Raw genomic sequence first — 26440 nt, forward strand, 5'->3', positions numbered from 1 at the left:
TCGGGAACATTCAGATTCTGCGGCATTCAGGCGTAGGGGGAACTATGCGGCGGCTCGCCTCTGGCATGACGGCGCTGGCCGCCGCGCTCACAATCGCGGCCTGCTCGGCCACCGCCCCCCAGCCCGGCGAGGCCGCCCGCAAACCCACCCCGCAAGGCCAGGGACAGCCCGAATACCTCGTCTTCTACGAGCACGGCCGGGGGCGTGCGGCCAAGGCCGCCGTCGAACGCGCCGGCGGCACCACCGTCGCCGACGACACCAAGCTCGGCTACCTCCTCGCCGCCGGCGGCGACGGCTTCCAGGCGGCCGTGGGCGGCGACCCCGCCGTCGTCGGGGTCAGCCCCGACCGCAGCATCGGACGTACGGCATCGAAGCCCGTCACGCGAGCACTCCCCGACGAGCAGGCGTTCACCAAGCGGGCCGGCGAACCCCTCGCCCCCCGCCAGTGGGACATGCGCATGATCGGCGCCGACCGCGCCAACGCCAAGGTCCCCGGCAGCAAGAAGGTCCTCGTCGGCGTCATCGACACCGGCGTGGACGGCAAGCATCCCGACATCGCCCCCAACTTCAACCGCGAGCTCAGCCGCAACTTCGTCACCGACCGCCCCAAGGACGACTACGGCGAGACCCTCGACGGCCCCTGCGAGGCCAAGAACTGCAAGGACCCCGTGGACGCCGACGACGACGGCCACGGCACCCACGTCGCCAGCACCATCGCCTCGCCCATCAACGGCATCGGCATCGCCGGCGTCGCGCCCGGCGTCCAGATCGTCAACATCAGGGCAGGCCAGGACTCCGGCTTCTTCTTCCTCAAGCCCAGCCTCGACGCCCTCACCTACGCCGCCGACATCGGCGTCGACGTCGTCAACATGAGCTACTACGTCGACCCCTGGCTGTTCAACTGCCGCGCCAACAAGTCCGACACCAAGAAACAGCAGCTCGAACAGCGCGCCATCATCACCGGCATGCAGCGCGCACTCGACTACGCGCGCAAGCGCGGCGTCACCCTCATCTCCGCCCTCGGCAACGGCTCCACCGACCTCGGCAACCCCAAGATCGACAAGCAGAGCCCCGGCTACCCCAAAGGCGACGAGAAGGAACGCAAGATCGACAACTCCTGCATCAACGTGCCGGCCGAGTCCAAAGGCGTCATCTCCGTCTCCGCGCTCGGCCCCTCCGGCCGCAAGGCCGCCTACAGCGACTACGGCGTCGAGCAGACCGACGTCTCGGCCCCCGGCGGCGACGTGCTCGACGGGCAGGGGGTCAACGTCACCAGGTCCATCCTCGCCGCCGCCCCGGAACACGTGCTGCGCGCCGCAGGCCGCGTCGGCAAGGACGGCAAGCCCAAGGGCGCCGACGTCGTACGCGACTGCACCGGCGGCACCTGCTCCTACTACCAGTACCTCGAAGGCACCTCCATGGCCGCGCCGCACGCCACCGGTGTCGCCGCCATCCTCATCAGCCGCTTCGGCAAGCCCGGCAAGGGCGGGCTCGAACTCGCCCCCGACACCGTCCAGGACCTGCTCTACAAGACCGCCACCCCCAAGGCCTGCCCCAGCCCGCGCGAGTACACCTACAACGCCTTCGGCACCAGCGAGAAACACCTGTGCCAGGGCGACACCGACGACAACGGCTTCTACGGTCACGGCATCGTGAACGCCTGGAAGGCGGCGACCGCGCAGCCATGATGCACCGCCTCCTCGCCGACGCCGCGATGGGGGTACATTTCGCCTTTCTCGCCTACCTGGCCTTAGGCGGCTTCCTCGCCTGGCGCTGGCGCCGCACGATCTGGATCCACCTCGCCGTCGCGGCCTGGGGAGTGCTGTCCGTCGTGACCGGCGTCGAATGCCCGCTCACACTCGTGGAAGACTGGGCACGTCGCCACGCGGGCGAGGCAGGACTGCCCGCGAGCGGCTTCATCGACCACTACATCGAAGGCGTGATCTACCCGGAGGAGTACACGAACGTGGCGCGACTGGCGGTCGCCGTTCTCGTTCTGTTCTCATACGTCGGGTACGTTCTCCGTCGTCAGTGACTGCCAAGTGGTCTGTACCAATTAAGGTAGGACTCGTGACTCGTCGCGCGAAAATCGTCTGCACCCTAGGCCCCGCCACATCGTCCAAGGAACGCCTCCGCGAGCTCATCGCGGCGGGCATGGACGTAGCACGGTTCAACCTCAGCCATGGCAACCATGACATGCACAGAGAGGTGTACGACCGGGTCAGGGAGGTGGCGGCCGACCTCGGCCGCGGTGTAGGCGTCCTCGCCGACCTGCAGGGCCCCAAGATCCGAGTCGGCACCTTCGAGGAAGGCCCCGTCAGGCTCGGCTTCGGCGACGTCTTCACCATCACCGGCGAAGACGTCCCAGGAGACCGCGAACAGGTCTCCACCACCTACAAGGGACTGCCCAACGACGTCAGCCCCGGCGACACCATCCTCGTCGACGACGGCCGCCTCGTGCTCGAGGTCACCCGCGTCGACGGCGACCGCGTCATCACCCGGGTCGTCATCGGCGGCATGATCTCCGACAACAAGGGCCTCAACCTGCCCGGCGTCAACGTCAGCGCCCCCGCGCTGACCGACAAGGACGAAGCCGACCTGCGCTGGGCGCTGCGCACGGGCTTCGACATGATCGCCCTGTCGTTCGTCCGCCGCCCGTCCGACGCCGACGTGGTGCGCAACATCATGGAGCAGGAGGCCGTACGCCTGCCGCTGCTCGCCAAGATCGAGAAGCCGCAGGCCGTCGACCGCCTCCCCGAGATCGTCGACGCCTTCGACGGCATCATGGTCGCCCGCGGCGACCTCGGCGTCGAGCTGCCCCTCGAGCAGGTGCCGATCGTCCAGCGCCGCATCATCGAGCTGTGCCGCGAGAAGGCCCACCCCGTCATCGTGGCCACCCAGATGCTCGACTCCATGATGAACTCCCCGCGCCCCACCCGCGCCGAGACCTCCGACGTCGCCTACGCCGTCATGGACGGCGCCGACGCGGTCATGCTGTCCGGTGAGACCTCCGTCGGCAACTACCCGATCGAAGCCGTCTCCACGATGGACCGCATCGCCTGCGCCGCCGAGAAGTCCTCGCTGCACGCCACCCACACCCTCGAGCGCATGCCCGAGACCACCGGTGGCGCCATCGCCAGGGCCGCCGCCGAGGTGGGCGCCATCGTCGGCGCCAAGGCGCTCATCGCCTTCACCATGTCCGGCGAGACCGCGCGCCGCCTGGCCCGCTACCGCTCGCCCATCCCGCTGCTGGCCTTCACCAGCGCGCCCCACGTACGCGGGCAGCTCTCGCTGACCTGGGGGGTGGAGACCTTCCACGTGCCGTTCGTGCACCACACCGACGACATGGTGCGGCAGGTGGAGGCGTCGCTGCTGTCGCTCGGACGGCTGGAGAAGGGCGACAAGGTCGTCATCGTGGCCGGCTCGCCTCCCGGCACCCCCGGCTCCACCAACGCCCTGCGCGTCCACACCATCGGCTCAGCGGTCTCCCACGCCCACTGACCCCCACCCACCCAGCCCCGCGGCCTGCCGCCCGGGGTTCACGGCGGCCGTTGCCGTCACGCATCGTGGTGGGCCGCCCGTTCGGCGGCCCACCAGTCATGGGCAGGGTGTCAGTCGTTGGCGTGCAGGGCCGCGTTGAGCTCGACCTTCCCGCCCTGGCGCGGCAGCGCCTCCACCGCGCCCGTCTGCGAGTTGCGCCGCAGCAGGATGCCGTTGGAGCCCGACAGCTCGGCCGCCTTCACCACGGTGCCGTCGGGCAGGGTCACCCGCGTGCCCGCCGTGACATAGAGGCCGGCCTCCACCACGCAGTCGTCACCCAGCGAGATGCCGAGCCCGGCGTTCGCGCCCAGCAGGCAGCGCTCACCGATCGAGATGACCTGCTTGCCGCCGCCCGACAGCGTCCCCATGATCGAGGCGCCGCCGCCCACGTCGGAGCCGTCACCGACGACCACGCCGGCCGACACCCGGCCCTCGATCATCGACGCGCCCAGCGTGCCGGCGTTGAAGTTCACGAAGCCCTCGTGCATCACCGTCGTGCCGGACGCCAGATGCGCACCCAGCCGCACCCGGTCGGCGTCGGCGATGCGCACCCCGGAAGGCAGCACGTAGTCGACCATCCGCGGGAACTTGTCCACGCCGTACACCGTCACCGGCCCCCGCCCGCGCAACCGCAGCCGCGTCCGCTCGAAGTCCGCCACCGGGCACGGCCCGAAGTTGGTCCACACCACGTTCGCCAGCAGACCGAACACGCCGTCGAGGTTCACCCCATGAGGGCGCACCAGACGCGCGGACAGCAGATGCAGGCGCAGGTAGACGTCGTGCGCGTCGGCCGGCGGCTCGGAGAGCTTGGCGATGCCGGTGCGCACCGCCACCACCTCCACGCCGCGCGCCGCGTCGGGGCCGGTCAGCTCGGCCAGCTCCCCGGCCTCATCGCCGGACAGCCGCCGCGTCCCCGCGGCCGGCGCGTCGCCCAGCTCGGGAGCGGGAAACCAGGTGTCGAGTACGGTGCCGTCAGCGGCGATGGTCGCCAGGCCGGTGCCGAAGGCACCGATCGAGGTCGGGTCGATAGCAGTCACGGGCCCAAAAATACCGTTCTTGAGCTCAGCCCAGAGCGCCCAGGTCGGCCGACAGCCAATGTTCGGGCCGCATCCTGAACGTCACCAGCACATTGAGATCGGAACCCTGCACATACCCCGACACGGCGTCGGGCGGCAGATAACGGGACGAGATGCGGGTCAGATCCTCCAGCGTCGTCGGCCCCGACCGCACCACAGGGCCCTCCACCGACACATACCGGTAGGTCGGGCTCGACCGCTGCACCAGCAGCGAGAACCGCCCCGCCTTCGCGATCAGCCTGGCCTTGATCGAGTCGCCGTCGGTCAGGAACCTGACCTCGCCGCCCGGGAGATAGTCGTACCAGACGGGCACCGTCAGCGGTCCCCGCCCGTCACCCGACTCGACGGCCAGACTCGCGATGTGCGCCTCCGCCAGGAACGCCTCCCGATCCGCCAGACTCAACGGCATCCCACCCCACCCCCGTATTTCATCGATCGTGCAACGGCTATTCCCGCTGGGCGGGATCCCGAAAAGTCACGACCCCACCATGCTTCACCCTTCCCTCCCTGACGCCTCCCACCCCAGGAACCCCACAGGAACGATCAGTATTTGGGCCCGACGTACCGATCGAGCACCTCCACCGCCTCCCGCCGTGCGACCGACAGCTCGTTGCGCTTGTTGTGGCGCCAGGCGACCCCGAGCAGGTCGAGCGCCGCACCGCACAGGGCGAGAATGTCCGCCGACTCGTTCCTGAACAGGTAGCGCGGGTATGCGTAGCAGCGGACGCCGCCGGGCAGTTCGCGCCGGACGCGGTTGAGCCCCCGGTAGCCGTCGGCATGCATGAGCCCGCGCACGAAACGCCCGGGATGGGTGGCGACGATCTCCTGCTGCCAGGGCATGAGGGTGATCGCGCGCTCGTGCTTCTTGCCGGGACCGTGCTGGGGGAACAGGTGCGGCCAGTGCTTGGAGTAGGAGTTGACCTCGCTGCACCCCTGCCGCTGCAGCACCCGGACCTTGTTGGTCGGCCGGATCGCCCGCATCGCCTCGACGCATTCGCCCACAAGCCCGGGCCAGCTGTCGGCGCACATGATGCGCAGGGACCAGACGCGCTTGGCGCGGTCTCCGACCCAGGAGATGCAGCCGTCGCCGAGGTAGAGGCCGAGCAGGTAGGCGTAGGTGTCGGCAGGGGCGGGGAGGTGGGGGATTGTGGCGCAGCGGGGGCACGTGCCGGTCATGAGGGAGTCTGATGCCGGACGGTCGCGCCACTCCTTGATGGCGGCGCGGCTGACTCCGGTCTGGCGGCTCGCCTCGCTTATGCTGAGCCCGGAGGCGAGCAGCCGGAGAGCCTGCTCACGGACTGCGAGATCGTACATGCGGAGAGTGTCGCAGTCATCTACGACAAAACCGCCCGGCCGGTAGCCAGGCGGTCGTGTCAGTGCCCCGGGTGGGATTCGAACCCACACTGTGCGGGTTTTGAATCCGCCTTCTCTGCCAATTGGAATACCGGGGCTGAGATCCGGGAATGTCCGGACGCATGGGGGTCCTGCGCGTTCGAATCCTAGCCTAACCAGAGGCCGGATCGATCCAGCGTGGATCTAATCTACCGGACGTCTGTACTCTTCTGCTCGTGAGTACGCAGCGGCGAGTAGTGATCGCGGAAGACGAGGCCCTGATCCGCCTCGACCTCAAGGAGATGCTCCAGGAGGACGGCTACGTCGTCGTGGGCGAGGCCGGTGACGGTGAGCAGGCGATCCGGCTGGCCGCCGAGCTGAAACCCGACCTCGTCATCCTCGACGTGAAGATGCCCGTGCTCGACGGCATCTCGGCGGCCGAGCGGATCACCGAGATGCGCATCGCCCCCTGTCTCATCCTGACCGCGTTCTCCCAGCGTGATCTGGTGGAGCGGGCCAGGGACGCGGGGGCGATGGCCTATCTGGTCAAGCCGTTCACGAAGGCGGATCTGGTGCCGGCGATCGAGATGGCGGTCAGCAGGCATGACGAGATGGTGGCGCTGGCGGCCGAGGTGTCGAGCCTGTCCGAGCGGCTGGAGACGCGCAAGCTGGTCGAGCGGGCCAAGGGTCAGTTGATGGCGCAGCATGGGTGGACGGAGCCGCAGGCGTTCCGGTGGATCCAGAAGGCGTCGATGGATCGGCGGCTGAGCATGCGTGAGGTCGCTCAGATCGTCATCGCGGACGCGGCGGACCGCTCCTGAGGCCGGAGCACCTGGGGCCGGAGCACCTGGGGCCGGAGCTCCCGGGGTCGGAGCTCCCGGGGCCGGAACTTCCCAGGTCGGAGCTCCCAAGGTCGGAGTTTCTGAGGCGGGCGTCGGTCGGGCTCCGGCGTTCCTGAGTCCGGGTCGTCCTGGTCCCGGGCGTCCAGTTGCTCGGGTCTTCCTGGTCCCGAGCGTCCAGTAGGTCCGGGCCTTCCGTGCGTCCGGGTTCCAAGCGTGCTGGAGTCGGAGGGTGCGAGGGTTCCTGCCGGTGTCCGGTGGGGGCGTTCCGTGTGGGTTTCGGGTTGCTTCCGGGTGGGTTTCGGCTGGGCGAAGCTGGGTGCCCGGGAATTGGGATGTAAGGGGCTCGTGGGGTGTTTTTGGTCTGTGTCCGGAAATATCGTCGCTCAGACCTGCCTAGCGAGTCATGTCCGTAACTCTGCTGAAACAAACCATTACTATCAGTGTTTGCGACATTACGAATTGGCATAAAAGTATCGGAAGAACTCCCCATTTCACCCCACAACGGGCAAGCTGAGCCCGGTAAACCCAGCGAAGGCGATCGTCCCTTCGTTGAGATAGGGGGAGTCTCATCTTGATGAACCGCATTGCTCCGGCCGGCCGCGTCCTGGCGGTCGCGGCCGCGGCGAGCCTGGCATTGACGGCATGTGGCAGTGACGGCGGCGACACGGCCGCGCAGGAGTCCGCCGCCCCCGCGACCTCGGCGGCCTCCTCGGCGCCGGCGGCGAAGGGCGACGGCACGCTGACGCTCGGCACGGTCCTGCCCCAGACCGGTTCGCTGGCCTTCCTCGGCCCGCCCGAGTTCGCGGGCGTGGACGCGGCGGTGAAGGAGATCAACGAGGCCGGCGGGGTGCTCGGCAAGCCGATCGACGTGGTGCACACCGACTCGGGCGACACCAGCACGAACATCGCCTCGCAGTCGGTGGACAAGCTGATCGCGCAGAAGGCGGACGCCATCATCGGCGCCGCGTCCTCGTCGGTGTCGGAGTCGATCATCGACAAGATCACGGGTGCGGGCATGGTGCAGTTCTCGCCGGCCAACACCTCGGACAAGTTCACCACGATCAAGGACGACGGCCTGTACTTCCGTACGGCGCCGCCGGACAAGCTGCAGGGCCGGGTGCTCGGTGACCTGATCGCGGCCGACGGCAACGACACGGTCGGCATCCTCGCGATGCAGGACTCGTACGGCTCGGGCCTGGCCGACCAGGTGACGGCGACGGCCGAGGCGGCGGGCGCGAGCGTGGTGGAGCGGGTCGACTACGACCCGAAGGCCGCGGACTTCTCGGCCGACGTCGCCAAGATCAAGGCGAAGAACCCGAAGGCGGTCGTGCTGATCGGCTTCGAGGAAGGCGCCAAGGTCGTCGCGGAGCTGGTCAAGCAGGGCCTGACCGCGGACAAGGTGAAGTGGTACATGGTGGACGGCAACATGTCGAACACCAACTACGAGAAGATGCCGAAGGGCACCCTGAAGGGCGTCAAGGGCACGATCCCGGGCGCCGAGGCGCCGGACGCGTTCAGGGACAAGCTCAAGGAGATCAACAAGGATCTCGACGACTTCACCTACGCCGCCGAGTCGTACGACGCGGCGAACCTGATCGCCCTGGCCGCGGAGGCCGCCAAGGACGACAGCGGCCGTTCCATCGCCTCGAAGCTGGCCGAGGTCAGCAAGGGCGGCGAGAAGTGCAAGAGCTTCAAGGAGTGCGTCGAGCTGCTGAAGGCCGGCAAGGACATCGACTATGACGGTGTCAGCGGTCCGGTCGAGTTCGACGACAACGGTGACCCGCAGGTGGCCACGATCGGCGTCTACCAGTACGGGGACGACAACAAGTACCCGAGCAAGGCGATCGAGTACCGTACGGGCAACATCGCCGGCTGACCCCCCGGTTGACCGCCTCCCCCGCGTCGCGCCCGCGGGAGGGGCGGTTTTTCCTTGCGGTTCCCACTGCCGGTTCCCACTGCCGGTTCTCACTGCCGGTTCAACTGCCGGTTCAACTGCCGGTTTCACTGCTGGGGCAGTCCGCAGGCGCGGGCGGCGTACTGGATGAGCCTGTCCTGCAGGGGTTTGGGCGGTGTGACGATGACGACGCGTTCGTCGCCGCCGTCGAGGGTGACGCGTACGGGGAACAGGAACGCCTTCTTGGCCTCGGCGAAGGCGTGGGCGTCGCAGCGGCCGGGGGTGAGGCGGATCGGCAGCCGCACCTGCCGCGCCTCCGCGTCGAGTGTGCCGAGCGGCTCTGCGTGTTCGACGATGTAGTGGGTGGTGCCGCCCATGGAGGTGAGGCGGACGAGGCCGGGCCCGCGCCGGGTGACGACGAGGTCGCCGCGCATGACCGCGTCCGGGCCTGATCCGGTCTGTCTCCACTCGGGGCCGAACTCGATGGTCACGGTCTGCTTGACCAGGTATTCCGCGCATTCGTCGCGCAGCAGCCTGGCCAGGAGGGGGTCGGGGTGCGGCACGGGGAAGGCGACGGCGCGCGGCGGCTCGCCGCCGGTGCTGACGCGGGCGACGACGGTGGCGGGCGCCACCTCGGGCAGGCGCGTGGGCAGGCCCGTGGGCAGGCAGGTGGCGGGGCCGTAGGTGAGGGGCAGGTCGGTGCGCGCGGTCTTGCGGATGGTGGCGTCGGCGCGCTGCGGCGGCAGGGTCTTGAAGGACGCCGTGACAAGTTGGACATCAGCGAAATAAACCGGTGTTTCATGAGTATTTCGGACGGCCACTTGAAGGACGTGCACCGGCTCGTCCGAACGGTATTGGGCCAGCGAGACCGTGACCCCCGGCGGCGGTGCGGCCGGCCGCGGGGAAGCCGGCGCGGCGCCGGTGCAGCCCGCCGCGAGGAGCGCCGTCACGAGGGCGGGGGTTATGCGCTTCACCAGATGCACATTAAGCATCCTTATGCAGGTCCCGTAAGTTGAGGAGTGATTACGACTCCGCATCCAAGTGCCGACAGTTCCTCGGCGCATCTGGTTGGAGCATGCGACGATTTTGTACGTTTCCTGCATTCGATCGGGAACGCTCGGCGGTGCTGACGGATCCCGGCCTGGAATGAAGGAGACACTTCATGATCCGCATTGCTCCCGTGGGACGGGCGCTGGCTGTCGTGGCTGCCACCAGCCTGGCCCTGACAGCCTGCGGTGGTGGCGGTGACACCGCCACGCAGACTTCCGAGAGTGCCGCACCGGCCTCTTCCGCTCCCGCGGCGAAGGGCGATGGCACGCTCACCCTCGGCACGCTGCTGCCCCAGACCGGTTCGCTGGCGTTCCTCGGCCCGCCCGAGTTCGCAGGTGTCGACGCGGCGGTGAAGGAGATCAACGAGGCCGGTGGCGTGCTCGGCAAGCCCGTCACCAAGTTCGACACCGACTCCGGCGACACGACCACGAACATCGCCTCGCAGTCGGTTGACAAGCTGCTTGCCCAGAAGGCCGACGCCATCATCGGCGCCGCGTCCTCGTCGGTGTCCGAGTCGGTCATCGACAAGATCACGGGTGCGGGCGTGGTGCACTTCTCGCCGGCCAACACCTCGGACAAGTTCACCACCATCCAGGACAACGGCCTGTACTTCCGTACGGCTCCGCCGGACAAGCTGCAGGGCCGCGTCCTCGGTGACCTGATCATCGCCGACGGCAACGACACCGTCGGCATCATGGCGATGCAGGACTCGTACGGCACCGGCCTGGCCGACCAGGTCCAGAAGACCGTCACCGACGGCGGCGGCGAGGTCGTCGAGCGCGTCGACTACGACCCGAAGGCGGCCGACTTCTCGGCCGACGTCGCCAAGCTCAAGGCCAAGAACCCCAAGGGCATCGTGCTCATCGGGTTCGAGGAGACCGCCAAGGTCGTCCAGGAGCTGGTCAAGCAGGGCATGCCGGCCAGCAAGCACAAGTGGTACATGGTGGACGGCAACATGTCGAACACCAACTACGAGAAGATGCCCAAGGGCACGCTGACCGGCGTCAAGGGCACCTACCCCGGCGCCGCCGCTCCCGACGAGTTCCGTGACAAGCTGCTCGCCGTCAACCCGAAGCTCGAGGACTACACCTACGCCCCCGAGTCGTACGACGCGGCGAACCTGATCGCGCTGGCCGCCGAGGCCGCCAAGAGCGACGCCGGCGTGGACATCGCCGCGAAGCTGGCCGAGGTCAGCAAGGGCGGCGAGAAGTGCACGAACTTCAAGGAGTGCGTGGACCTGCTGAAGGCCGGCAAGGACATCGACTACGAGGGCGTCAGCGGCCCGGTCGAGTTCAACGACGCCGGTGACCCGGCCGTCGCCACGATCGGCATCTACCAGTACGGCAACAACAACAAGTACCCGGTGAAGGCGCTGGAGTACCGTACCGGCAACATCGAGGGCTGAGCACCACCCGGCACTTTCAGAGAAGGGCCCGGCCGTCACGGCCGGGCCCTTTCGCGTGCGCTCACGTGCAGCCGGCCACGATCTGGTCGGCGGCGGCGCGGTACTGCTTCAGCAGCGCCACCTGGCGCTCTCTGGGGACGTCGCTCTTGGACAGGCGGGCCGTGGTGAGCTTGACGGTCTCGGCGGCCGGCCGCAGCGAGCCGGGCAGCCGGTCGGCGAACTCCCGCGTGATGCCGTGGGCCTCGGCCAGGCGGCCGATGACGGCGTCCTCGAAGTTCTGCCGGTCCTCCTGGCCTCTGGGCTCCAGCATGAGGCCGGCGTACCCGATGGCCGAGACCACGCGCGCGCACGGATCGTCGGTGGGGTCGCCGCCGGTGCTGTACTTGGCCGAGGAGGACGCCGACTCCTGGCAGCCGGCGAGGACGAGGGGCAGGACGAGCGCGACTGTCGCTAAACGGTTCACATGGCACATTGAAAGACGGGGAAGGGCTCCCATGGGAGTCCCTTCCCCGTCTCGAAAGTGATCCGTTACGCCTTCGCGAGCGTGCCGAGGTACAGCTCGATGACCTTCGGGTCGTCGGCGAGCTGCCGTCCGGTACCGGTGTAGGCGTTGCGGCCCTGGTCGAGGACGTAGCCGCGGTGGCAGATCTGCAGGCAGCGGCGCGCGTTCTGCTCCACCATGATCACGGTCACGCCCGCCTTGTTGATCTGCTGGGCCTGGATGAAGACCAGGTCCTGCAGCTTGGGCGACAGGCCCGCGGACGGCTCGTCCAGCAGCAGCACGGACGGCTCGGTCATGAGCGCCCTGGCCATCGCCACCATCTGCCGCTCACCGCCCGACAGGGAGCCGGCGCGCTGCTTGCGCCGCTCCTTGAGCGCGGGGAACAGCTCGGCCACGAACTCGAAGCGCTCCTTGAACTTCCCCGGCACCTGGAAGGCGCCCATCTCGAGGTTCTCCTCGATGGTGAGGCTGGGGAAGACGTTGTTGGTCTGCGGGACGTAGCCGACGCCCCGCGAGACCAGCGAGTGGGCCTTCATGTTCGTGATGTCCTCGCCCTTGAGCAGGACCGTGCCGCTGCGGATGTTGACCAGCCCGAACATGGCCTTCAACAGCGTCGACTTGCCGGCTCCGTTGGGGCCGATGATGCCGATCAGCTCGCCCTGCTGGACGTACAGGTCGGCGCCGTTGAGGATGTTGACGCCCGGCAGGTAGCCCGCGATGAGCTCGTCGCAGCGCAGCACCGCGTTCTCGGCGCCCGCCAGGTGGTCGCTGCGGTCGGTGACGGCCCGCTCGGAGCCCGCCGGGGCCTGCTCCTCAGCCTGCTCCTCGGTCTGCTCCTCGGCCTGTCCCTGAGGCGCTTCGTCGGCGCTCACTTCTGCGTCTCCTCTTCGATCTCGGCCTCCAGAGCCGCCTCGGCCTCGTGGAGCTGCGTCTCAAGGTCGCCTTCCGAGAGCGGCGCGTCGTGGTGGGCGCCCAGGTAGGCGTCGACCACGCGCTCGTCGGACATGATCGTCGAGGGTGGCCCCTCTGCGATCACCGCGCCCTGCGCCATGACGATCACCCAGTCGCTGATGTCGCGGACCATGTCCATGTCGTGCTCGACGAACAACACCGTCATGCCCTGCTCGCGCAGGTCCTTGACGTGGCCGAGCAGCGACTGCGTCAGCGCCGGGTTCACACCGGCCATCGGCTCGTCCAGCATGACCAGCTCCGGCCGGACCATGAGCGCGCGGGCCATCTCCAGCAGCTTGCGCTGGCCGCCCGACAGGGATCCGGCGAAGTCGTCGCGCTTGGCGTCGAGCTTGAACCGGGCCAGCAGCTCCTCCGCCCGCTCGGTGATCTCCTCCTCCTGGCCGCGCCAGAAGGCCGGGATCATGGCCCGCCAGAAGTTCTCGCCCTTCTGGTGCTGGGCGCCCAGGCGCATGTTCTCCATGACGGTCAGCCGGGAGAGCGCCTTGGTGAGCTGGAACGTGCGCACCATGCCGGCCCGCGCGACCTTGTGCGCGGGCACGCCGTTCATCGGCCGCCCGTTGAACGTCCACGAGCCCGCGTCGGCCGTGTCGAAGCCGGTGAGCTGGTTGAAGAACGTCGTCTTGCCCGCCCCGTTGGGGCCGATCAGCGCGGTGATGGAGCCGCGCTGGATCTCGACGTGCTCGACGTCCACGGCGGTCAGACCGCCGAAGCGGCGCACCACCTTGTCGACCACGAGGACGGGGTCCGGCTTGGGCACGCCGGGATCGCGGGCCAGGTCCTTGAACGCGGCCAGGGCGGCGGCCTTGCGGTCGCCTGGCGTCGTCTGGGTCTCAGCGTGCATCGATTGCTATCTCCCTCTTGTCACCGAAGATGCCCTGTGGCCGGAAGACGAGCAACAGGATGAGTCCGAGACCGACGAGGACGTAGCGCAGGGCACCGACCTGGTTGGTGTCGATGATGGTGATGTAGCCGGCGGCGACGGCCTCGCTGAGCGTGCCGTTCAGCAGCACGAGCAGCACCCAGAACAGCGCCGCGCCGACGACAGGGCCGAGCACGCGCGCGGCGCCGCCCAGGATGATCATCGTGTAGAGGTAGAACGTCGTCTCCGTGCCGAACACGTCCGGCTGCACGGAGCCGTACGCCAGGCCGTAGATGAAGCCGCCCAGCGAGCCGATGACGCCACCGAGGATGAGCGCCTGCATCTTGTACGAGAACACGCTCTTGCCCAGGCTGCGCACCGCGTCCTCGTCCTCGCGGATGGCCTTGAGCACGCGGCCCCACGGGCTCTTCATCAGCAGGAAGACGATGAAGCAGCACAGCACGATGAGCAGCCAGCCGACGGTCAGCACCCACATCGAGCGGTTGTTGAAGAACAGCGGCACGGGCCCGAGGTTGAAGCCGTAGTCACCCTCGGGGTACGGGTTGAGCGCGTAGAAGCCGTCGGTGAAGCCGCGCTGGCCGTCGGAGCCGCCGAAGACGTCCTTGAACGTCACCGAGCGGAAGACGAGCCGGACGATCTCGGCGGCGGCGATGGTGACGATGGCCAGGTAGTCGGCCCGCAGCTGCAGGGTCGGGATGCCCAGCAGGATCGCCAGGATCACCGCCCCGATGAGACCGACGCCGATGCCGATCCAGAACGGCAGGCCCATGACGGTGACCGTGACGGCCAGGCCGTAGCCGGCCACGCCCATGAACGCCGCCTGGCCGAAGTTGAGCAGGCCGGTGTAGCCGAAGTGGATGTTCAAACCGATGGCGGCGAGGCCGTACAGCACCGTCTCCACGTTGACCGCGGACTTGATGGTGGTGCTGAAGATCGTGATCCAGTCCATTCTGATCCTCCCCCGATCAGCCGATCCGCTCGCGGCGGCCGAGGATGCCCTGCGGCCGGACGAGGAGCACGATGATGAGCACTGCCAGCGCGCCGACGTTCTTGAGCTCCGGCGGCACCCACAGCGTGGAGACCTGGATGAACAGGCCGACCACGAGCGAGCCGACCAGGGCGCCGAAGGCGGTGCCGAGCCCGCCGAGCGTGACGCCCGCGAAGATGAGCAGCAGGATCTCCTGGCCCATCGTGTACTTCAGGTTCTGGGAGAGCGCGAGCATGATGCCGGCGAGGGCGGCGATGGCGCCGCCGCCGGTCCAGATGATCCTGATGACCCGGTCGACGTTGATGCCGGAGGAGGCCGCGAGCGCCGGGTTGTCGGCCACGGCGCGGGCCGCCTTGCCGGTGCGGGTGCGCAGCAGCGCGAACCCGACGATGATCAGGACGACGAGCTCGATGCCCATCGCGACCAGGTTCTTGGGCGCGGCGGAGATGGGCCCGATCTCGATGCCGGGCTGGGCGGTGTACTGCGCGAAGGACTCGGTCTGGCCGCCGAAGAAGATCAGGAAGACGTAGCGCATGAAGAGCGCGACGCCGATCGAGATGATCATCATGGCGATGATGCCGGTGCCGCGCCTGCGCAGCTGGCCCCAGAACAGGCGGTCCTGGAAGTAGCCGAGGACCGCCGCGGCGATGACGGCGATGAGCGCGGCCGGGATGAGGTGCAGCCCCAAGCCGACGTTGAAGCCGTAGGCCAGCAGCGCGCCCAGGGTGACCAGCTCGCCGTGGGCGAAGTTGGTCAGGCCGGTGGTGCCGTAGATGAGCGACAGGCCGAGCGCCGCCAGAGCGATGATCAGGCCGAGGTTGAGGCCCTCGAAGGTGAGCTGCGCGGCCTGGGCCCAGAACGTGCTGGCGCCGCCGGCGTCCTCCTGCTGCTCCTGGCCGGCCGCGCCCTTGGGCTGGAGCGCGAACAGGACGGCCGAGCAGTTGCCCTCGTAGACGGTCGGCGTACGGGTGTTGTTGCCGCCGCGCACCTCCGCGTTCTGCGGGAGGGTGCTGGGGTCGAGGGTGACCTTGTATTTACCCGCCTCCTCGACCTGAACTTCCCACGTGCCCTCGGGACTGGTGGTGACCTCCTCGACGGGTTGCCCGCTTTCGGTGGTCACGGCGATTTTCACGCCGTTCACTGGCTGGCCTTGGAGTTTGAGCGTTCCCCTCAATCCCTGGCAATCCGTCGGATCCGCGTGCGCGGGACCGGCGAGCAGGAAGATGAGTCCACTCAGAAAGGCCGTGAACGCGATCACGGCTCTGCGCAATGGTGCTCCCTCAAGTAGGTCAAGGCGGGGTTGTGCCCCTCCATCTCGACACGCGCGCATCGCAGGCACAACTGGGATGCAATGGCGGGAGCTTATTGCGGAGACGCCCGGTTCAGTATCGTTCGTCACCAATTAGTGACATGTGTGTGTCAGTGATGTGAGCAAACAACACGGCAGGTCAGGGGCTAAATCGCGGTAGACGCCTGGCATCTTGAGGAAACGATCTCGTAACGATCGTCAGATAAAGGTGGACGAGCCCGCGGGGGCGGCCGTTGGGGCCATGTCAGGCATCCCCGGCCGTACACGGGAGCACCCCGCATACGCGGGGCCGGACACGTTTTCTACTTGGCCCTCCCCGCGGGCTCTGGTGAAACAACCGTAGCGACCCGCGGGGGGCATGCGCAAAGGGTCGGACGAAGTGACGTAAGGGGCATTACGGTCAGGCGTCACGCAGCATGCAGGTGAGCCGCGAGGTGCACACCCTCCTGCCCTGCTCATCGGTGATCTCGATGTCGTACGTCGCCAGCGTCCTGCCCCCGTGCAGCCGGGTCGCGACCCCCGTCACCCAGCCCGAGCGGGCCGAGCGGTGATGGGTGGCGTTGATCTCGATGCCCACGGCGATCCGCCCGGCCCCGGCGTGCACGGCCGCGCCCACCGAGCCCAGCGTCTCGGCCAGCACCGCCGACGCTCCGCCGTGCAGCAGCCCGTACGGCTGCGTGTTGCCCTCGACCGGCATGCGGCCCACCACCCGCTCAGGCGAGACCTCGAGGAACTCGATGCCCAGCCGGTCGGCGAGCGTTCCTTCATGCATGTCGCCGAATATCGAGACGTCCATAGGGTCGGTCTGCGTCAAAGTGACGCCTCCACTCTTCCGAGCTCGGGTTTTCTGTCGGAGACGCAGACTAGGCTGCCTGTGTGCCGAAGAGTGAAGTGACCCCCAGCCGCCCGTGCCTGCTGCTGCTCGACGGGCATTCGCTGGCCTATCGCGCGTTCTACGCGCTCAAAGACGCCAACCTCATGACCACCGACGGTCAGCACACCGAGGCGGTCTACGGGTTCACCTCGATGCTGACCAACATCCTGCGCGACGAGCAGCCCAGCCACGTCGCGGTGGCCTTCGACCGGTCGGAGCCGACGTTCCGCCACGAGGAATACGCCGACTACAAGGCCAACAGGAGCGAGACGCCCGAGGACTTCCGCGGTCAGATGCAGCTCATCTACGAGCTGCTCGACACGCTGCGCATCCCGCACCTGTCCAAGGCGGGCTTCGAGGCCGACGACATCATCGCGACCCTCGCCACCCGCGCCCGCGAGCAGGGCATGGACGTCCTGATCGTCACCGGCGACCGCGACGCGCTGCAGCTGGTCGACGAGCACGTCACCGTCCTGATGACCCGGCGCGGCATCAGCGACATGACCCGTTTCACCCCCGACGCGGTCCAGGACAAATACGGCCTGACCCCGCAGCAATACCCCGACTTCGCCGCGCTGCGCGGCGACCCCAGCGACAACCTGCTGAGCATCCCCGGCGTGGGGGAGAAGACCGCCGCCAAGTGGGTGCGCGAGTTCGGCTCGCTGACCGCGCTGGTCGACCGGGTCGACGAGGTCAAGGGCAAGGTCGGCGACAAGCTGCGCGAGCACGTCGCCCAGGTGCTGATGAACCGCCGGCTCACCGAGCTGCTGCGCGACGTCCCCGTCGAGGCCGAGCCGGGCGAGCTCGAGCAGGGCGCGTGGGACCGCGAGGAGATCAACAAGCTGTTCGACACCCTGCAGATCCGCGGCGAGCTGCGCGAGCGGGTGTTCAAGGTGCTCGGCACCGGCGAGCAGGAGCCCGAGCAGGGCTTCGAGGTCGAGACCGTGCTGCTCGGCCCCGACCGGGTGGCCGGCTGGCTCGCCGCGCTGCCCGAGGGCCGCGCCGGGCTCGCCTTCAAGGGCGCCTACGGCCGCGGCACCGGCCGCATCGACGCCGTCGCCATCGCCTCGCCCGACGGCACCGCCGCCTACATCGACCCCGTCAAGCTCACCGAGGGCGACGAGGCGGCCCTGCGGGCCTGGCTGGGCGACGAGACCAGGCCCAAGGCCGTCCACGACGCCAAGGGGCCCATCCTGGCCCTGTGGGCGCAGGGCATGGAGCTGCGCGGCCTCAGCTGCGACACCGCGCTGGCCGCCTACCTCGCGATGCCGGGCCAGCGCACGTTCGCGCTCGAGGACCTCGCCCGCCGCTACCTCCACCGCGACCTGCGCGCCGAGCACGAGGACAACGGCCAGGCCGCGCTGTTCGGCGACGACGAGGACGCCCCCGCCAAGGACCTCGCGCTGCGCGCCGGCGCCGTGCGCGAGCTGGCCGACTCCCTCGAGACCTTCCTGGCCGGCCGCGGCGGCACCCAGCTGCTCGGCGACGTCGAGCTGCCGCTGCTGACCGTGCTGGCCGAGATGGAGCGGGCCGGCATCGCCGTCGACAGCGAATACTTCGCCGCCCTCGAGGCCGAGTTCGGCGCCGCGGTCAAGCACGCCGTCGAAGAGGCCCACCGCTCGGTCGGCGAGCAGTTCAACCTCGGCTCGCCCAAGCAGCTGCAGGAGATCCTCTTCGTCCGGCTCAACCTGCCCAAGACGAAGAAGATCAAGACCGGCTACAGCACCGACGCCGACCAGCTCGCCTGGCTGGCCACCCAGACCGAGCACGAGCTGCCCACGATCATGCTGCGCCACCGCGACCAGCAGAAGCTGCGCACCACCGTCGAGGGCCTCATCAAGGAGATCGCCGACGACGGGCGCATCCACACCACCTTCAACCAGATCATCGCCGCCACCGGCCGGCTGTCGTCGGAGAAGCCCAACCTCCAGAACATCCCGATCCGCACCGCCGAGGGCCGCCGCATCCGGCAGGGCTTCACGGTCGGCGAGGGCTACGAGACGCTGCTGACCGCCGACTACAGCCAGATCGAGCTGCGCATCATGGCCCACCTGTCGGGCGACGAGTCGCTGATCGAGGCGTTCGAGTCGGGCCACGACTTCCACCAGGCCACCGCCGCCCGCGTCTTCGACCTGCCGCCCGAGCAGATCGACGGCGAGCTGCGGGCCCGCATCAAGGCGATGAACTACGGCCTGGCCTACGGGCTGTCCGACTTCGGGCTGGCCGGGCAGCTCAACATCCCGGTGGCCGAGGCGCGGGCACTGAAGGAGGAATACTTCCAGGAGTTCGGCGGCGTCCGCGACTTCCTGCACGCCATCGTCGCCCAGGCCCGCACCGACGGGTACACCGAGACGATCATGGGCCGCCGGCGCTACCTGCCCGACCTCACCAGCGACAACCGCCAGCGCCGCGAGATGGCCGAGCGCATGGCGCTCAACGCGCCCATCCAGGGCTCGGCGGCCGACATCATCAAGGTCGCCATGCTCAACGTGCGCCAGGCGATCCGCGAGGAGGAGCTGGCCTCGCGGATGCTGCTCCAGGTGCACGACGAGCTGGTGTTCGAGGTGGCGCCCGGCGAGCTCGACGCGCTCACCCGGCTGGTGCGCGACCAGATGAACGCCGCCTACCGGCTGCGCGTCCCCCTGGAGGTCTCGGTGGGCGTCGGCCGTACCTGGGAGGACGCGGGCCACTAGCCGCGAAAGCCGCGCTGCGGGCGGTTCTGCATTAATCTGTGGAGCCGTCATCACCGAGCGGCCGGGAGTTTCGTGCGGTCATCAGCGTCCCTCACGCGGATCATCGTCGTCGCGAACGTGGTGGTGATCACGATCGCCGTCATCGGGCTCGCCCTCATGCCGGGCGAGCCGCGCCCGCACGCCAGGCCGCAGGCAGGCGCCACCGTCAAGGGCAGCGCCGAGCCGCCCGCGCCCACCGCGGTCGGGCAGCCGCCTGGGGTGGTGTCCACGCCCGAGTTCGCCAAGCAGGTGCGGGCCAACGAGGCGGGGCTGGTGCCGGTGCTGATGTACCACCGCATCCTCACCGAGCGGCGCGCCTCGCTCGACCGCACGCCCGCCCAGCTCAGGAAGGAGCTGGAGAAGCTGGCCAAGCGCGGCTACGTGCCGATCACCGCGGCCGAGTTCGTCAGGGGCGAGATCAGGGTGCCGGCCGGCAAGTTCCCCGTGGTGCTGACGTTCGACGACGGGCATCCCAGCCACTTCGGGCTGGGCGCCGACGGCCGGCCGCTGCCCGACACCGCCGTGGGCGTCATCCAGGACGTCGCCGCCCGGCACCCGGGCTTCCGTCCTGTGGCCACGTTCTGGATCAGCAAGGAGCCGTTCGGGCTGCGCGAGCACGACGCGCAGGCGGCGGCCGTGCGGTGGCTCACCGACCACGGCTACGAGGTGGCCAACCACACCTGGAGCCACCCCGACCTGCGCACGCTCAAGCGCAAGAAGGTCAAGGAGCAGATCGTCCGGCTGGAGCGGCTGCTGAAGAAGCTCGGCGCGCCGCCGTCCCGGACCATGGCTTTGCCGTACGGGTCCCTGCCCAAGGGGAAGAAGCCCGCCAGGACCGGCTCCTGGGACGGCACGCGTTATGATTTCGCGGGCGTGTTCCTCGCCGGGGCCGAGCCCTCACTTTCGCCGTACGCGAAAAAGTTCGACCGCGGGGCGATCCAGCGCATCCAGAGCAACGGCAAGAAGGGCGAGTGCCGCAAGTGGTGCTCCCAATACTGGCTCGACTGGCTGGACCGGCATCCCGGCAAGCGCTACGTCAGCGACGGCGACCCCGAGCGGATCTCCATCCCGGAGAAGGTTCGAGGTAATATCATCGCCAAGCGAGGGCTCCAGGTCATCGCCTATTGACGTCCCGCCGGATTGACCCCGTGGCGTTGGTCTCATATGCTGATCGCTGCGCTGTGGGCTCGCGCGCGCCTCAGACGGAGCGGGCTCGCGCTCGGTCACGTCGATGTCGTAATTCCTCGGCTTGATGCGGAAGAGGGCCTGCCGCGCATCCGCCACATCGACATCCTGTCCGCGTTCGGAGCAATTCCACACATGACGTCCAGCACTGAGGCCACCTCGAGCACCCCGCAGGTAGCGGTCAACGACATCGGGTCCGAGGAAGCCTTCCTCGCGGCGATCGACGAGACCATCAAGTACTTCAACGACGGCGACATCGTCGAGGGCACCGTCGTCAAGGTCGATCGAGACGAGGTTCTTCTCGATATCGGCTACAAGACCGAGGGTGTCATCCCCTCGCGCGAGCTTTCGATCAAGCACGATGTCGATCCCGCTGACGTCGTGGAGGTCGGCGAACACGTCGAGGCCCTCGTTCTCCAGAAGGAGGACAAGGAGGGCCGCCTGATCCTGTCCAAGAAGCGTGCTCAGTACGAGCGCGCCTGGGGCACGATCGAGAAGATCAAGGACGAGGACGGCATCGTCACCGGCACGGTCATCGAGGTCGTCAAGGGTGGTCTCATCCTCGACATCGGCCTGCGTGGCTTCCTCCCGGCGTCCCTGGTCGAGATGCGCCGTGTCCGCGACCTGCAGCCGTACGTCGGTCGCGAGCTCGAGGCCAAGATCATCGAGCTCGACAAGAACCGCAACAACGTCGTCCTCTCGCGCCGCGCCTGGCTCGAGCAGACGCAGTCCGAGGTTCGCCAGACGTTCCTCAACACCCTCCAGAAGGGCCAGGTCCGCAAGGGCGTCGTGTCCTCGATCGTCAACTTCGGTGCGTTCGTGGACCTCGGCGGCGTCGACGGTCTGGTCCACGTGTCCGAGCTGTCCTGGAAGCACATCGACCACCCGTCCGAGGTCGTCGAGGTGGGCCAGGAGGTCACGGTCGAGGTCCTCGACGTCGACATGGAGCGCGAGCGCGTCTCCCTGTCGCTCAAGGCCACCCAGGAAGACCCGTGGCAGCAGTTCGCCCGCACCCACCAGATCGGCCAGGTCGTGCCGGGCCGCGTCACCAAGCTGGTGCCGTTCGGTGCGTTCGTCCGGGTCGAGGAGGGCATCGAGGGCCTGGTCCACATCTCCGAGCTGGCCGAGCGCCACGTGGAGATCCCGGAGCAGGTCGTCCAGGTCGGCGACGAGATCTTCGTGAAGATCATCGACATCGACCTCGACCGTCGCCGCATCAGCCTCTCGCTGAAGCAGGCCAACGAGGGCGTCGGCGCCGAGGTCGAGTTCGACCCGACCCTCTACGGCATGGCGGCCACGTACGACGATCAGGGCAACTACATCTACCCCGAGGGCTTCGACCCGGAGACCGGGGAGTGGCTCGAGGGCTTCGACAAGCAGCGTGAGGAGTGGGAGCGGCAGTACGCCGAGGCCCAGCAGCGCTTCGAGGCTCACAGGAAGCAGATCGAGGAGGCCCGCAAGGCCGAGGCGGAGGCCGGCGAGGCCGCTCCCTCGTCCTACAGCGGCGAGACCCAGCCCCAGCAGGGCGGCTCCTCGTCGGCTCCGGCCAGCGGCGCGCTCGCCTCTGACGAGGCGCTCGCCGCGCTCCGCGAGAAGCTCGCGGGCGGCCAGAGCTGACGCCCCGCACCGGGCGCCGGCCGCCTGAGGCGTGACCTTCACGCCAGGTGGCGGCCATCAGCAGTGGGGAAGGCCCCGCACGGTTCTCCGTGCGGGGCCTTCCGCATGCCCCGGCCCTTCCCGGCGTCCGTCGGGCGGCGCCCCCGCTCGCAGCCGGTCGCCGGGGGCGCTTGGTGTGCGCCGGCTTCGGCGGCGGCCGGTCGGGTGGTCTCTTTCGCCGGTCCTGGCCTCGGTCGCGGCTCGTCGTGCGGTGTCCTCGCGGGGGCTGATTTCGTGGCTGCGCTAATGCGGAACGGTCCTTGCCGCGTTCGTCGTTAGCGTGCCGGGCATGGAAGAGATCACCGCTTTTCGTATCGATATCCCGCAGGCCGACCTGGACGAGCTGCGCGAGCGGGTGCGCAGGACCCGGTGGGCGGGGGCGCTGCCGGGCGGGTGGGACCGGGGCGTCCCCGTGGACCACCTGCGGGAGCTGGCCGCGTACTGGGGCGGCGGGTTCGACTGGCGGGCGCAGGAGGCCAGGCTGAACGCGTTCGCGCAGTACACCACCGTCATCGACCGGCAGCGGGTGCATTTCCTGCACGTGCGCTCGCCGGAGCCCGGCGCCGTGCCGCTGATCATGACGCACAGCTGGCCTAACTCCGTCGCCGAGTTCCTCGACGTCATCGGCCCGCTCACCGACCCGCGCGCCCACGGGCTCGACCCCTCGGCCGCCTTCCACGTCGTGGCCCCGTCGCTGCCCGGGTTCGCGTTCTCGCCGTTCCCCGAGCCCGCCGACCCGCGGCCGTGGAGCATCGACCGGGTGGCGCGCACGTGGGCAGAGCTGATGCGGCGGCTCGGCTACGACCGGTACGTCGCGCACGGCAACGACGCGGGAGCGCTCGTCACGCCGCGCCTCGCCGCCCTCGACAGCGAGCACGTGACGGGCGCGGTGATCACGGCCGGGCTCGGCGTCCCCACGGGCGAGCCCGGCGAGCTGGACGAGGCCGACCCTGAGGCGCTTGCCCTGCTGGAGGAGATGGGGCGGCGCATGGCGGGCGGCAGCGGCTACGGGCCCTACCTGGCCGCCCGGCCGCAGACCCTGGCGTACGGGTTCGTGGACTCGCCGGTGGCGCAGCTCGCGTACCTGGTGGAGCGGTTCAGGGAGTTCGACGGGTGGGAGCCGAGGGCCGAGCCCATCGACAGGGACCTGCTGCTCACCAACGCCAGCCTGTACTGGCTGACCGGCACCGGCGGGTCGTCCTCCTGGCCGTACTACGAGGGGGCGGCCGGGCTGCCCGTCGACCAGAAGGCGGTGCCCACCGGGGTCACCCACGGCGGGCCCGAGGTGCTGCGGCGGATCGCCGAGCGCGGCAACGACATCGTCTACTGGGGACGCGGTGAGAGCCCCAGCCACATGGTCGCCATGGCGGCGCCCGCCTCGCTCGTGGACGGTATAAGGGAGTTTCTCCGGATCCTGCAGCGGCGGGACGGAGATTTTACCTGAGGGTCTTTGCAAGCCTGTGACCTGCGCTGGTGCGTACTGGGAGACTGGGCGGCGCTTGGTGGCTGCGACTCTCGGGAGCGATCTGCGTGGGCATGGTTCAGCCGGTCATCAGGGCGGCGGCGGGCCTCACGACCGCCGCCGTCCTCACCAGCGCCGTCCTCGTCACCGGCGTACCGTCCGCGTCCGTGGCGGCCGTTCCCGCCACGGCCGGCGCGCTGGATCCGGCGGACGAGCGGGGCGGCGGCTTCTGGGCGGACCGGTCCGGCGAGCCGGACGGGCCGGTGCTCGGGCGGGTGCGGTGGCGGGAGTGCGGCGACGGGCTGAGGTGCGGGAAGCTGTCCGTGCCGGTCGACTGGAAGCGGCCGTCCGGGACGCGTACGGAGATCGACCTCGCCTGGCTGCCCGCCCGCGACCCCGCACGCAGCCTCGGCCCGCTGGTCGTCAACACCGGGGCGGGCTCCACCGTCCAGGACGTGCGCGCCAGGCCCGACACCGTGAGCGAGCTGGCCCGGTGGTTCGACGTGGTGCTGGTGGAGCCGCGCGGGATCGGTGACAGGGGGAGCGCGGCCATGGTGCGCTGCTCGGTGCCGCCGCCCGACCCCCGGCGGCTCCAGATCGCCTCTGGAGAGGCCGCATGGCGCTCCTACGCCCGTCACAACGCCGCCTACGACAGAAGCTGCCGGATCGCGGCCGGGCCCGCCTACGACGGCCTGACGGCCTGGCAGGTGGCACACGACCTCGACGCCCTGCGCGACGCACTCGGCCGGCGCCGGCTGCGCTACTTCGGCAACGGCTACGGGGCGGTGTACGGGCAGGCGTACCTCGAGCTGTTCCCCGGCCGGGCCGGGCGGATCTACCTGGAGGGCGTCCCCGACCACTTCCGGCCCGGCCTGGGCCGCCGCCTCATCGCCCACGCGAGGGCGGCCGAGCGCCAGTTGCGCTACTTCCGCGACTGGTGCGTCAACCACCTGGCCTGCCCCCTGGACGGCGACGCCGTCGAGGTCCTGGACGACCTCCTCGCGAACGGGGCCGGCGCCGCGGATCCGGGTGGCGGCACCCAGCGCACGGCTTCGCCCGCCGAACTGCTCCTGCCCGCCAACCCGGGCCCGCCTTCCCGCCCTCGTGACCTGACGGCCGGCACGCCCGACGGGTCCGGGCTGGACGCTCTGCTCGGCGAGACACCACTCAAGGCGGGCCCTGGGCTCGGCGAGCTGCTCGGCGGAGGACCGTCGGTCGTCGCCGGCGGTTCGGCGGGCGGGCGATCGCCAAAGGCAGGGGCAGGGGCAGGGGCAGGGTCAGGGGCAGGGTCAGGGTCAGGGTCAGGGTCAGGGGCCGTTCCCGGCCGGCGGGCGGTGGACGAGCGGCGCGTCGTCGCGGCCGTGCTCGCCGGGCTCGACCCGAAGCGGTGGCCCGAACTGGCCAGGGCGCTGGCCGCCGCCGAGGAGGGTGACACGCGGGCGCTGCTGGCGCTCGCCGGCGTACGGCGGGCCGACGCGCCCGCCACGGTCTCCCGCGCGATGCACTGCCACGACTTCATGCCCGCGGTGCCCGGCTACCGGACCTTCCTGCGCATGGAGGCCAGGCTGCGTGAGGTGGCGCCCCGGGTGGGCTGGCTGACCGGCCGCTACGAGGTCGGCAAGTGCCTGGGGCTGCGCGCCCGTCCGAGCTGGCCGCCCCACACCCCGCGGCTCGACCGGTCCCGCCTGGCCGGCGCCGAGACGTCCGCGCCGGCCGGAGGCGAGGGCCGGCCCTCCTCGGGAGACGCCGGTGACCGGCCGGCGCGGACCGGCAGCGACCTCGGGCCCAGGGTCGGCGGCGGCCAGGAGACCGGCGCCACCGGTCCTGCGGTGCCTCGTGACGACGGAAACGGCCGCCCGGAGCCGGGCCCGGCAAGCTCCGTGGCGCCGAGTGACGACGGTGACCGGGCGTCGGTGCTGGTCGGAGTGGGGCGGCTGGATGTGGTCAGTCCGCCTGCCCCGGCGGCGCGGCTGGGGCGGGGGATTCCCGGTGCGGTGGTGTTGTGGCATGGGGACGGGCATGACGCCTATCTGCTGCAGGGGGCCGGGAAACTGCGGGCCGCTTGCCTGCGGGCCCGGGTGCACGACTTCCTCGTACGCGGAAAGCCGCCCAAGGCTCGCACGTCGTGTCCCGGCGAGCTGACGGCGGGGGCCGGGCGCGGGGAGTAGGCTGCGGCGGGTGGTGATCGAGCGGGCGGTGCCCGATGACGCGGGCGAGGTCCTGACCCTGCAGCGGGCGGCCTACCTCAGCGAGGCGCAGCTCTACGGCGACCCCTACATCCCGCCGCTGGTCGAGTCGCTGGAGCAGATGCGCAAGGTCATCGAGGGCGCGGTCGTGCTCAAGGCGGTCGAGTCGGGGCGCATCGTCGGCGCCGTACGCGGGCGGCTCTCCGGCGCCACCTGCCTGGTCGGCCGCCTCGTCGTGGCCCCTGACCTGCAGGGCAGGGGCATCGGCACGGCTCTGCTGCGCGCCCTGCACGAGCAGGTGCCGGAGGCGAAGGCGTTCGACCTGTTCACCGGCCACCTGTCCGAGGGGAACCTGCGGCTCTACCGCCGGCTCGGCTACCGCGAGACCCACCGCGAGCGCATGGACGACCACCTGACCCTCATCCACCTCCGCATGACACCGGAGCCGGCGGACGGGTAGCGAGCTGCGCCGTGACGCCGGAGTCGGCGGACGGGAAGTGAGCTGCGCGTGACGCCGGAGTCGGCGGGCGGGGAGTGAAGCTGCGCGTGACGCCC

At 69.6% G+C, this 26440-nt stretch carries 22 protein-coding genes and 1 tRNA gene; 12 read left to right on the forward strand and 11 right to left on the reverse strand.

Translation table 11 applies throughout. The features are described from left to right. Positions 1 to 44: 44 nt before the first annotated feature. Genes AB0K18_RS03000 through pyk form a run of 3 tightly spaced genes read left to right on the forward strand, consistent with a single transcriptional unit; the run spans position 45 to position 3501 of the window. A complete protein-coding gene (locus AB0K18_RS03000) occupies positions 45 to 1688 on the forward strand; it encodes a S8 family serine peptidase (RefSeq protein WP_364908914.1) in 1644 nt (547 codons plus the stop codon). Continuing rightward, complete coding sequence (locus AB0K18_RS03005) at positions 1685 to 2035, forward strand: DUF2784 domain-containing protein (protein ID WP_364908917.1); 351 nt, start codon at positions 1685 to 1687, stop codon at positions 2033 to 2035. The genes AB0K18_RS03000 and AB0K18_RS03005 overlap by 4 nt, the downstream gene beginning before the upstream one ends. A gap of 35 nt (positions 2036 to 2070) precedes the next feature. Then, positions 2071 to 3501: a pyruvate kinase gene (gene pyk, locus AB0K18_RS03010; RefSeq protein WP_364366196.1), complete on the forward strand. Its 1431-nt coding sequence runs from the start codon at positions 2071 to 2073 to the stop codon at positions 3499 to 3501. Positions 3502 to 3611: 110 nt separating this feature from the next. Here the strand turns inward: pyk and dapD are convergent, their stop codons facing one another. The 4 genes from dapD to AB0K18_RS03030 all read right to left on the reverse strand — a co-directional run bounded on the left by dapD (position 3612) and on the right by AB0K18_RS03030 (position 6067). Next, positions 3612 to 4577 (reverse strand): 2,3,4,5-tetrahydropyridine-2,6-dicarboxylate N-succinyltransferase, encoded by a 966-nt coding sequence (gene dapD / locus AB0K18_RS03015; protein ID WP_355427818.1) that lies wholly within the window; start codon positions 4575 to 4577, stop codon positions 3612 to 3614. 25 nt (positions 4578 to 4602) lie between these two features. Next, positions 4603 to 5025 carry a pyridoxamine 5'-phosphate oxidase family protein gene (locus tag AB0K18_RS03020; protein WP_364908920.1) on the reverse strand — a complete coding sequence of 141 codons (423 nt, stop codon included), beginning with the start codon at positions 5023 to 5025 and terminating at the stop codon, positions 4603 to 4605. A 134-nt stretch (positions 5026 to 5159) separates the two neighbouring features. Beyond that, on the reverse strand, positions 5160 to 5930 hold the full coding sequence (locus AB0K18_RS03025) for a helix-turn-helix domain-containing protein (RefSeq protein WP_364908923.1): 771 nt from the start codon (positions 5928 to 5930) through the stop codon (positions 5160 to 5162). A gap of 63 nt (positions 5931 to 5993) precedes the next feature. Beyond that, a tRNA-Leu gene (locus tag AB0K18_RS03030) sits at positions 5994 to 6067 on the reverse strand. Between the two features lie 117 nt (positions 6068 to 6184). On the opposite strand from AB0K18_RS03030, the gene AB0K18_RS03035 reads away from it, so the two are divergent. Beyond that, positions 6185 to 6769, forward strand: coding sequence for a response regulator (locus AB0K18_RS03035; protein ID WP_364908926.1), 585 nt, complete (start codon positions 6185 to 6187; stop codon positions 6767 to 6769). Positions 6770 to 7364: 595 nt separating this feature from the next. Further along, positions 7365 to 8666, forward strand: coding sequence for an ABC transporter substrate-binding protein (locus AB0K18_RS03040; RefSeq protein ID WP_364908929.1), 1302 nt, complete (start codon positions 7365 to 7367; stop codon positions 8664 to 8666). A 125-nt stretch (positions 8667 to 8791) separates the two neighbouring features. Here the strand turns inward: AB0K18_RS03040 and AB0K18_RS03045 are convergent, their stop codons facing one another. Continuing rightward, positions 8792 to 9658 (reverse strand): hypothetical protein, encoded by an 867-nt coding sequence (locus AB0K18_RS03045; RefSeq protein WP_364908931.1) that lies wholly within the window; start codon positions 9656 to 9658, stop codon positions 8792 to 8794. A 188-nt stretch (positions 9659 to 9846) separates the two neighbouring features. Between AB0K18_RS03045 and AB0K18_RS03050 the strand changes: the two genes are divergently transcribed. Then, complete coding sequence (locus AB0K18_RS03050) at positions 9847 to 11139, forward strand: ABC transporter substrate-binding protein (RefSeq protein ID WP_364908934.1); 1293 nt, start codon at positions 9847 to 9849, stop codon at positions 11137 to 11139. 61 nt (positions 11140 to 11200) lie between these two features. Here AB0K18_RS03050 and AB0K18_RS03055 read toward each other — a convergent pair whose 3' ends face one another. The 6 genes from AB0K18_RS03055 to AB0K18_RS03080 all read right to left on the reverse strand — a co-directional run bounded on the left by AB0K18_RS03055 (position 11201) and on the right by AB0K18_RS03080 (position 16562). Beyond that, positions 11201 to 11602 carry a hypothetical protein gene (locus AB0K18_RS03055; RefSeq protein ID WP_364908937.1) on the reverse strand — a complete coding sequence of 134 codons (402 nt, stop codon included), beginning with the start codon at positions 11600 to 11602 and terminating at the stop codon, positions 11201 to 11203. A 65-nt stretch (positions 11603 to 11667) separates the two neighbouring features. Beyond that, positions 11668 to 12402 (reverse strand): ABC transporter ATP-binding protein, encoded by a 735-nt coding sequence (locus tag AB0K18_RS03060; RefSeq protein ID WP_364565006.1) that lies wholly within the window; start codon positions 12400 to 12402, stop codon positions 11668 to 11670. Between the two features lie 107 nt (positions 12403 to 12509). Beyond that, positions 12510 to 13454 (reverse strand): ABC transporter ATP-binding protein, encoded by a 945-nt coding sequence (locus AB0K18_RS03065; protein ID WP_364908940.1) that lies wholly within the window; start codon positions 13452 to 13454, stop codon positions 12510 to 12512. Then, a complete protein-coding gene (locus tag AB0K18_RS03070; protein ID WP_364908942.1) occupies positions 13444 to 14442 on the reverse strand; it encodes a branched-chain amino acid ABC transporter permease in 999 nt (332 codons plus the stop codon). The genes AB0K18_RS03065 and AB0K18_RS03070 overlap by 11 nt, the downstream gene beginning before the upstream one ends. A 16-nt stretch (positions 14443 to 14458) precedes the next feature. After that, positions 14459 to 15601 (reverse strand): branched-chain amino acid ABC transporter permease, encoded by a 1143-nt coding sequence (locus AB0K18_RS03075; RefSeq protein ID WP_364908945.1) that lies wholly within the window; start codon positions 15599 to 15601, stop codon positions 14459 to 14461. Positions 15602 to 16190: 589 nt separating this feature from the next. Continuing rightward, positions 16191 to 16562, reverse strand: a complete 372-nt coding sequence (locus tag AB0K18_RS03080; protein WP_345401541.1) for a hotdog fold thioesterase — start codon at positions 16560 to 16562, stop codon at positions 16191 to 16193. Between the two features lie 104 nt (positions 16563 to 16666). On the opposite strand from AB0K18_RS03080, the gene polA reads away from it, so the two are divergent. The 6 genes from polA to AB0K18_RS03110 all read left to right on the forward strand — a co-directional run bounded on the left by polA (position 16667) and on the right by AB0K18_RS03110 (position 26345). Further along, a complete protein-coding gene (gene polA / locus AB0K18_RS03085; protein ID WP_364908948.1) occupies positions 16667 to 19357 on the forward strand; it encodes a DNA polymerase I in 2691 nt (896 codons plus the stop codon). Between the two features lie 72 nt (positions 19358 to 19429). Then, on the forward strand, positions 19430 to 20524 hold the full coding sequence (locus AB0K18_RS03090; protein ID WP_364908950.1) for a polysaccharide deacetylase family protein: 1095 nt from the start codon (positions 19430 to 19432) through the stop codon (positions 20522 to 20524). A 192-nt stretch (positions 20525 to 20716) separates the two neighbouring features. Continuing rightward, complete coding sequence (rpsA, locus tag AB0K18_RS03095; protein WP_355427943.1) at positions 20717 to 22198, forward strand: 30S ribosomal protein S1; 1482 nt, start codon at positions 20717 to 20719, stop codon at positions 22196 to 22198. A gap of 328 nt (positions 22199 to 22526) precedes the next feature. Continuing rightward, positions 22527 to 23681 (forward strand): epoxide hydrolase family protein, encoded by a 1155-nt coding sequence (locus AB0K18_RS03100; protein WP_364908953.1) that lies wholly within the window; start codon positions 22527 to 22529, stop codon positions 23679 to 23681. A gap of 92 nt (positions 23682 to 23773) precedes the next feature. After that, positions 23774 to 25867 carry an alpha/beta hydrolase gene (locus AB0K18_RS03105; protein ID WP_364909188.1) on the forward strand — a complete coding sequence of 698 codons (2094 nt, stop codon included), beginning with the start codon at positions 23774 to 23776 and terminating at the stop codon, positions 25865 to 25867. Positions 25868 to 25880: 13 nt separating this feature from the next. After that, positions 25881 to 26345 (forward strand): GNAT family N-acetyltransferase, encoded by a 465-nt coding sequence (locus AB0K18_RS03110; protein WP_364909191.1) that lies wholly within the window; start codon positions 25881 to 25883, stop codon positions 26343 to 26345. Positions 26346 to 26440 lie beyond the last annotated feature (95 nt).

It is taken from the genome of Nonomuraea sp. NPDC049421, assembly GCF_040677005.1.
GTDB classification, from domain to species: domain Bacteria; phylum Actinomycetota; class Actinomycetes; order Streptosporangiales; family Streptosporangiaceae; genus Nonomuraea; species Nonomuraea salmonea.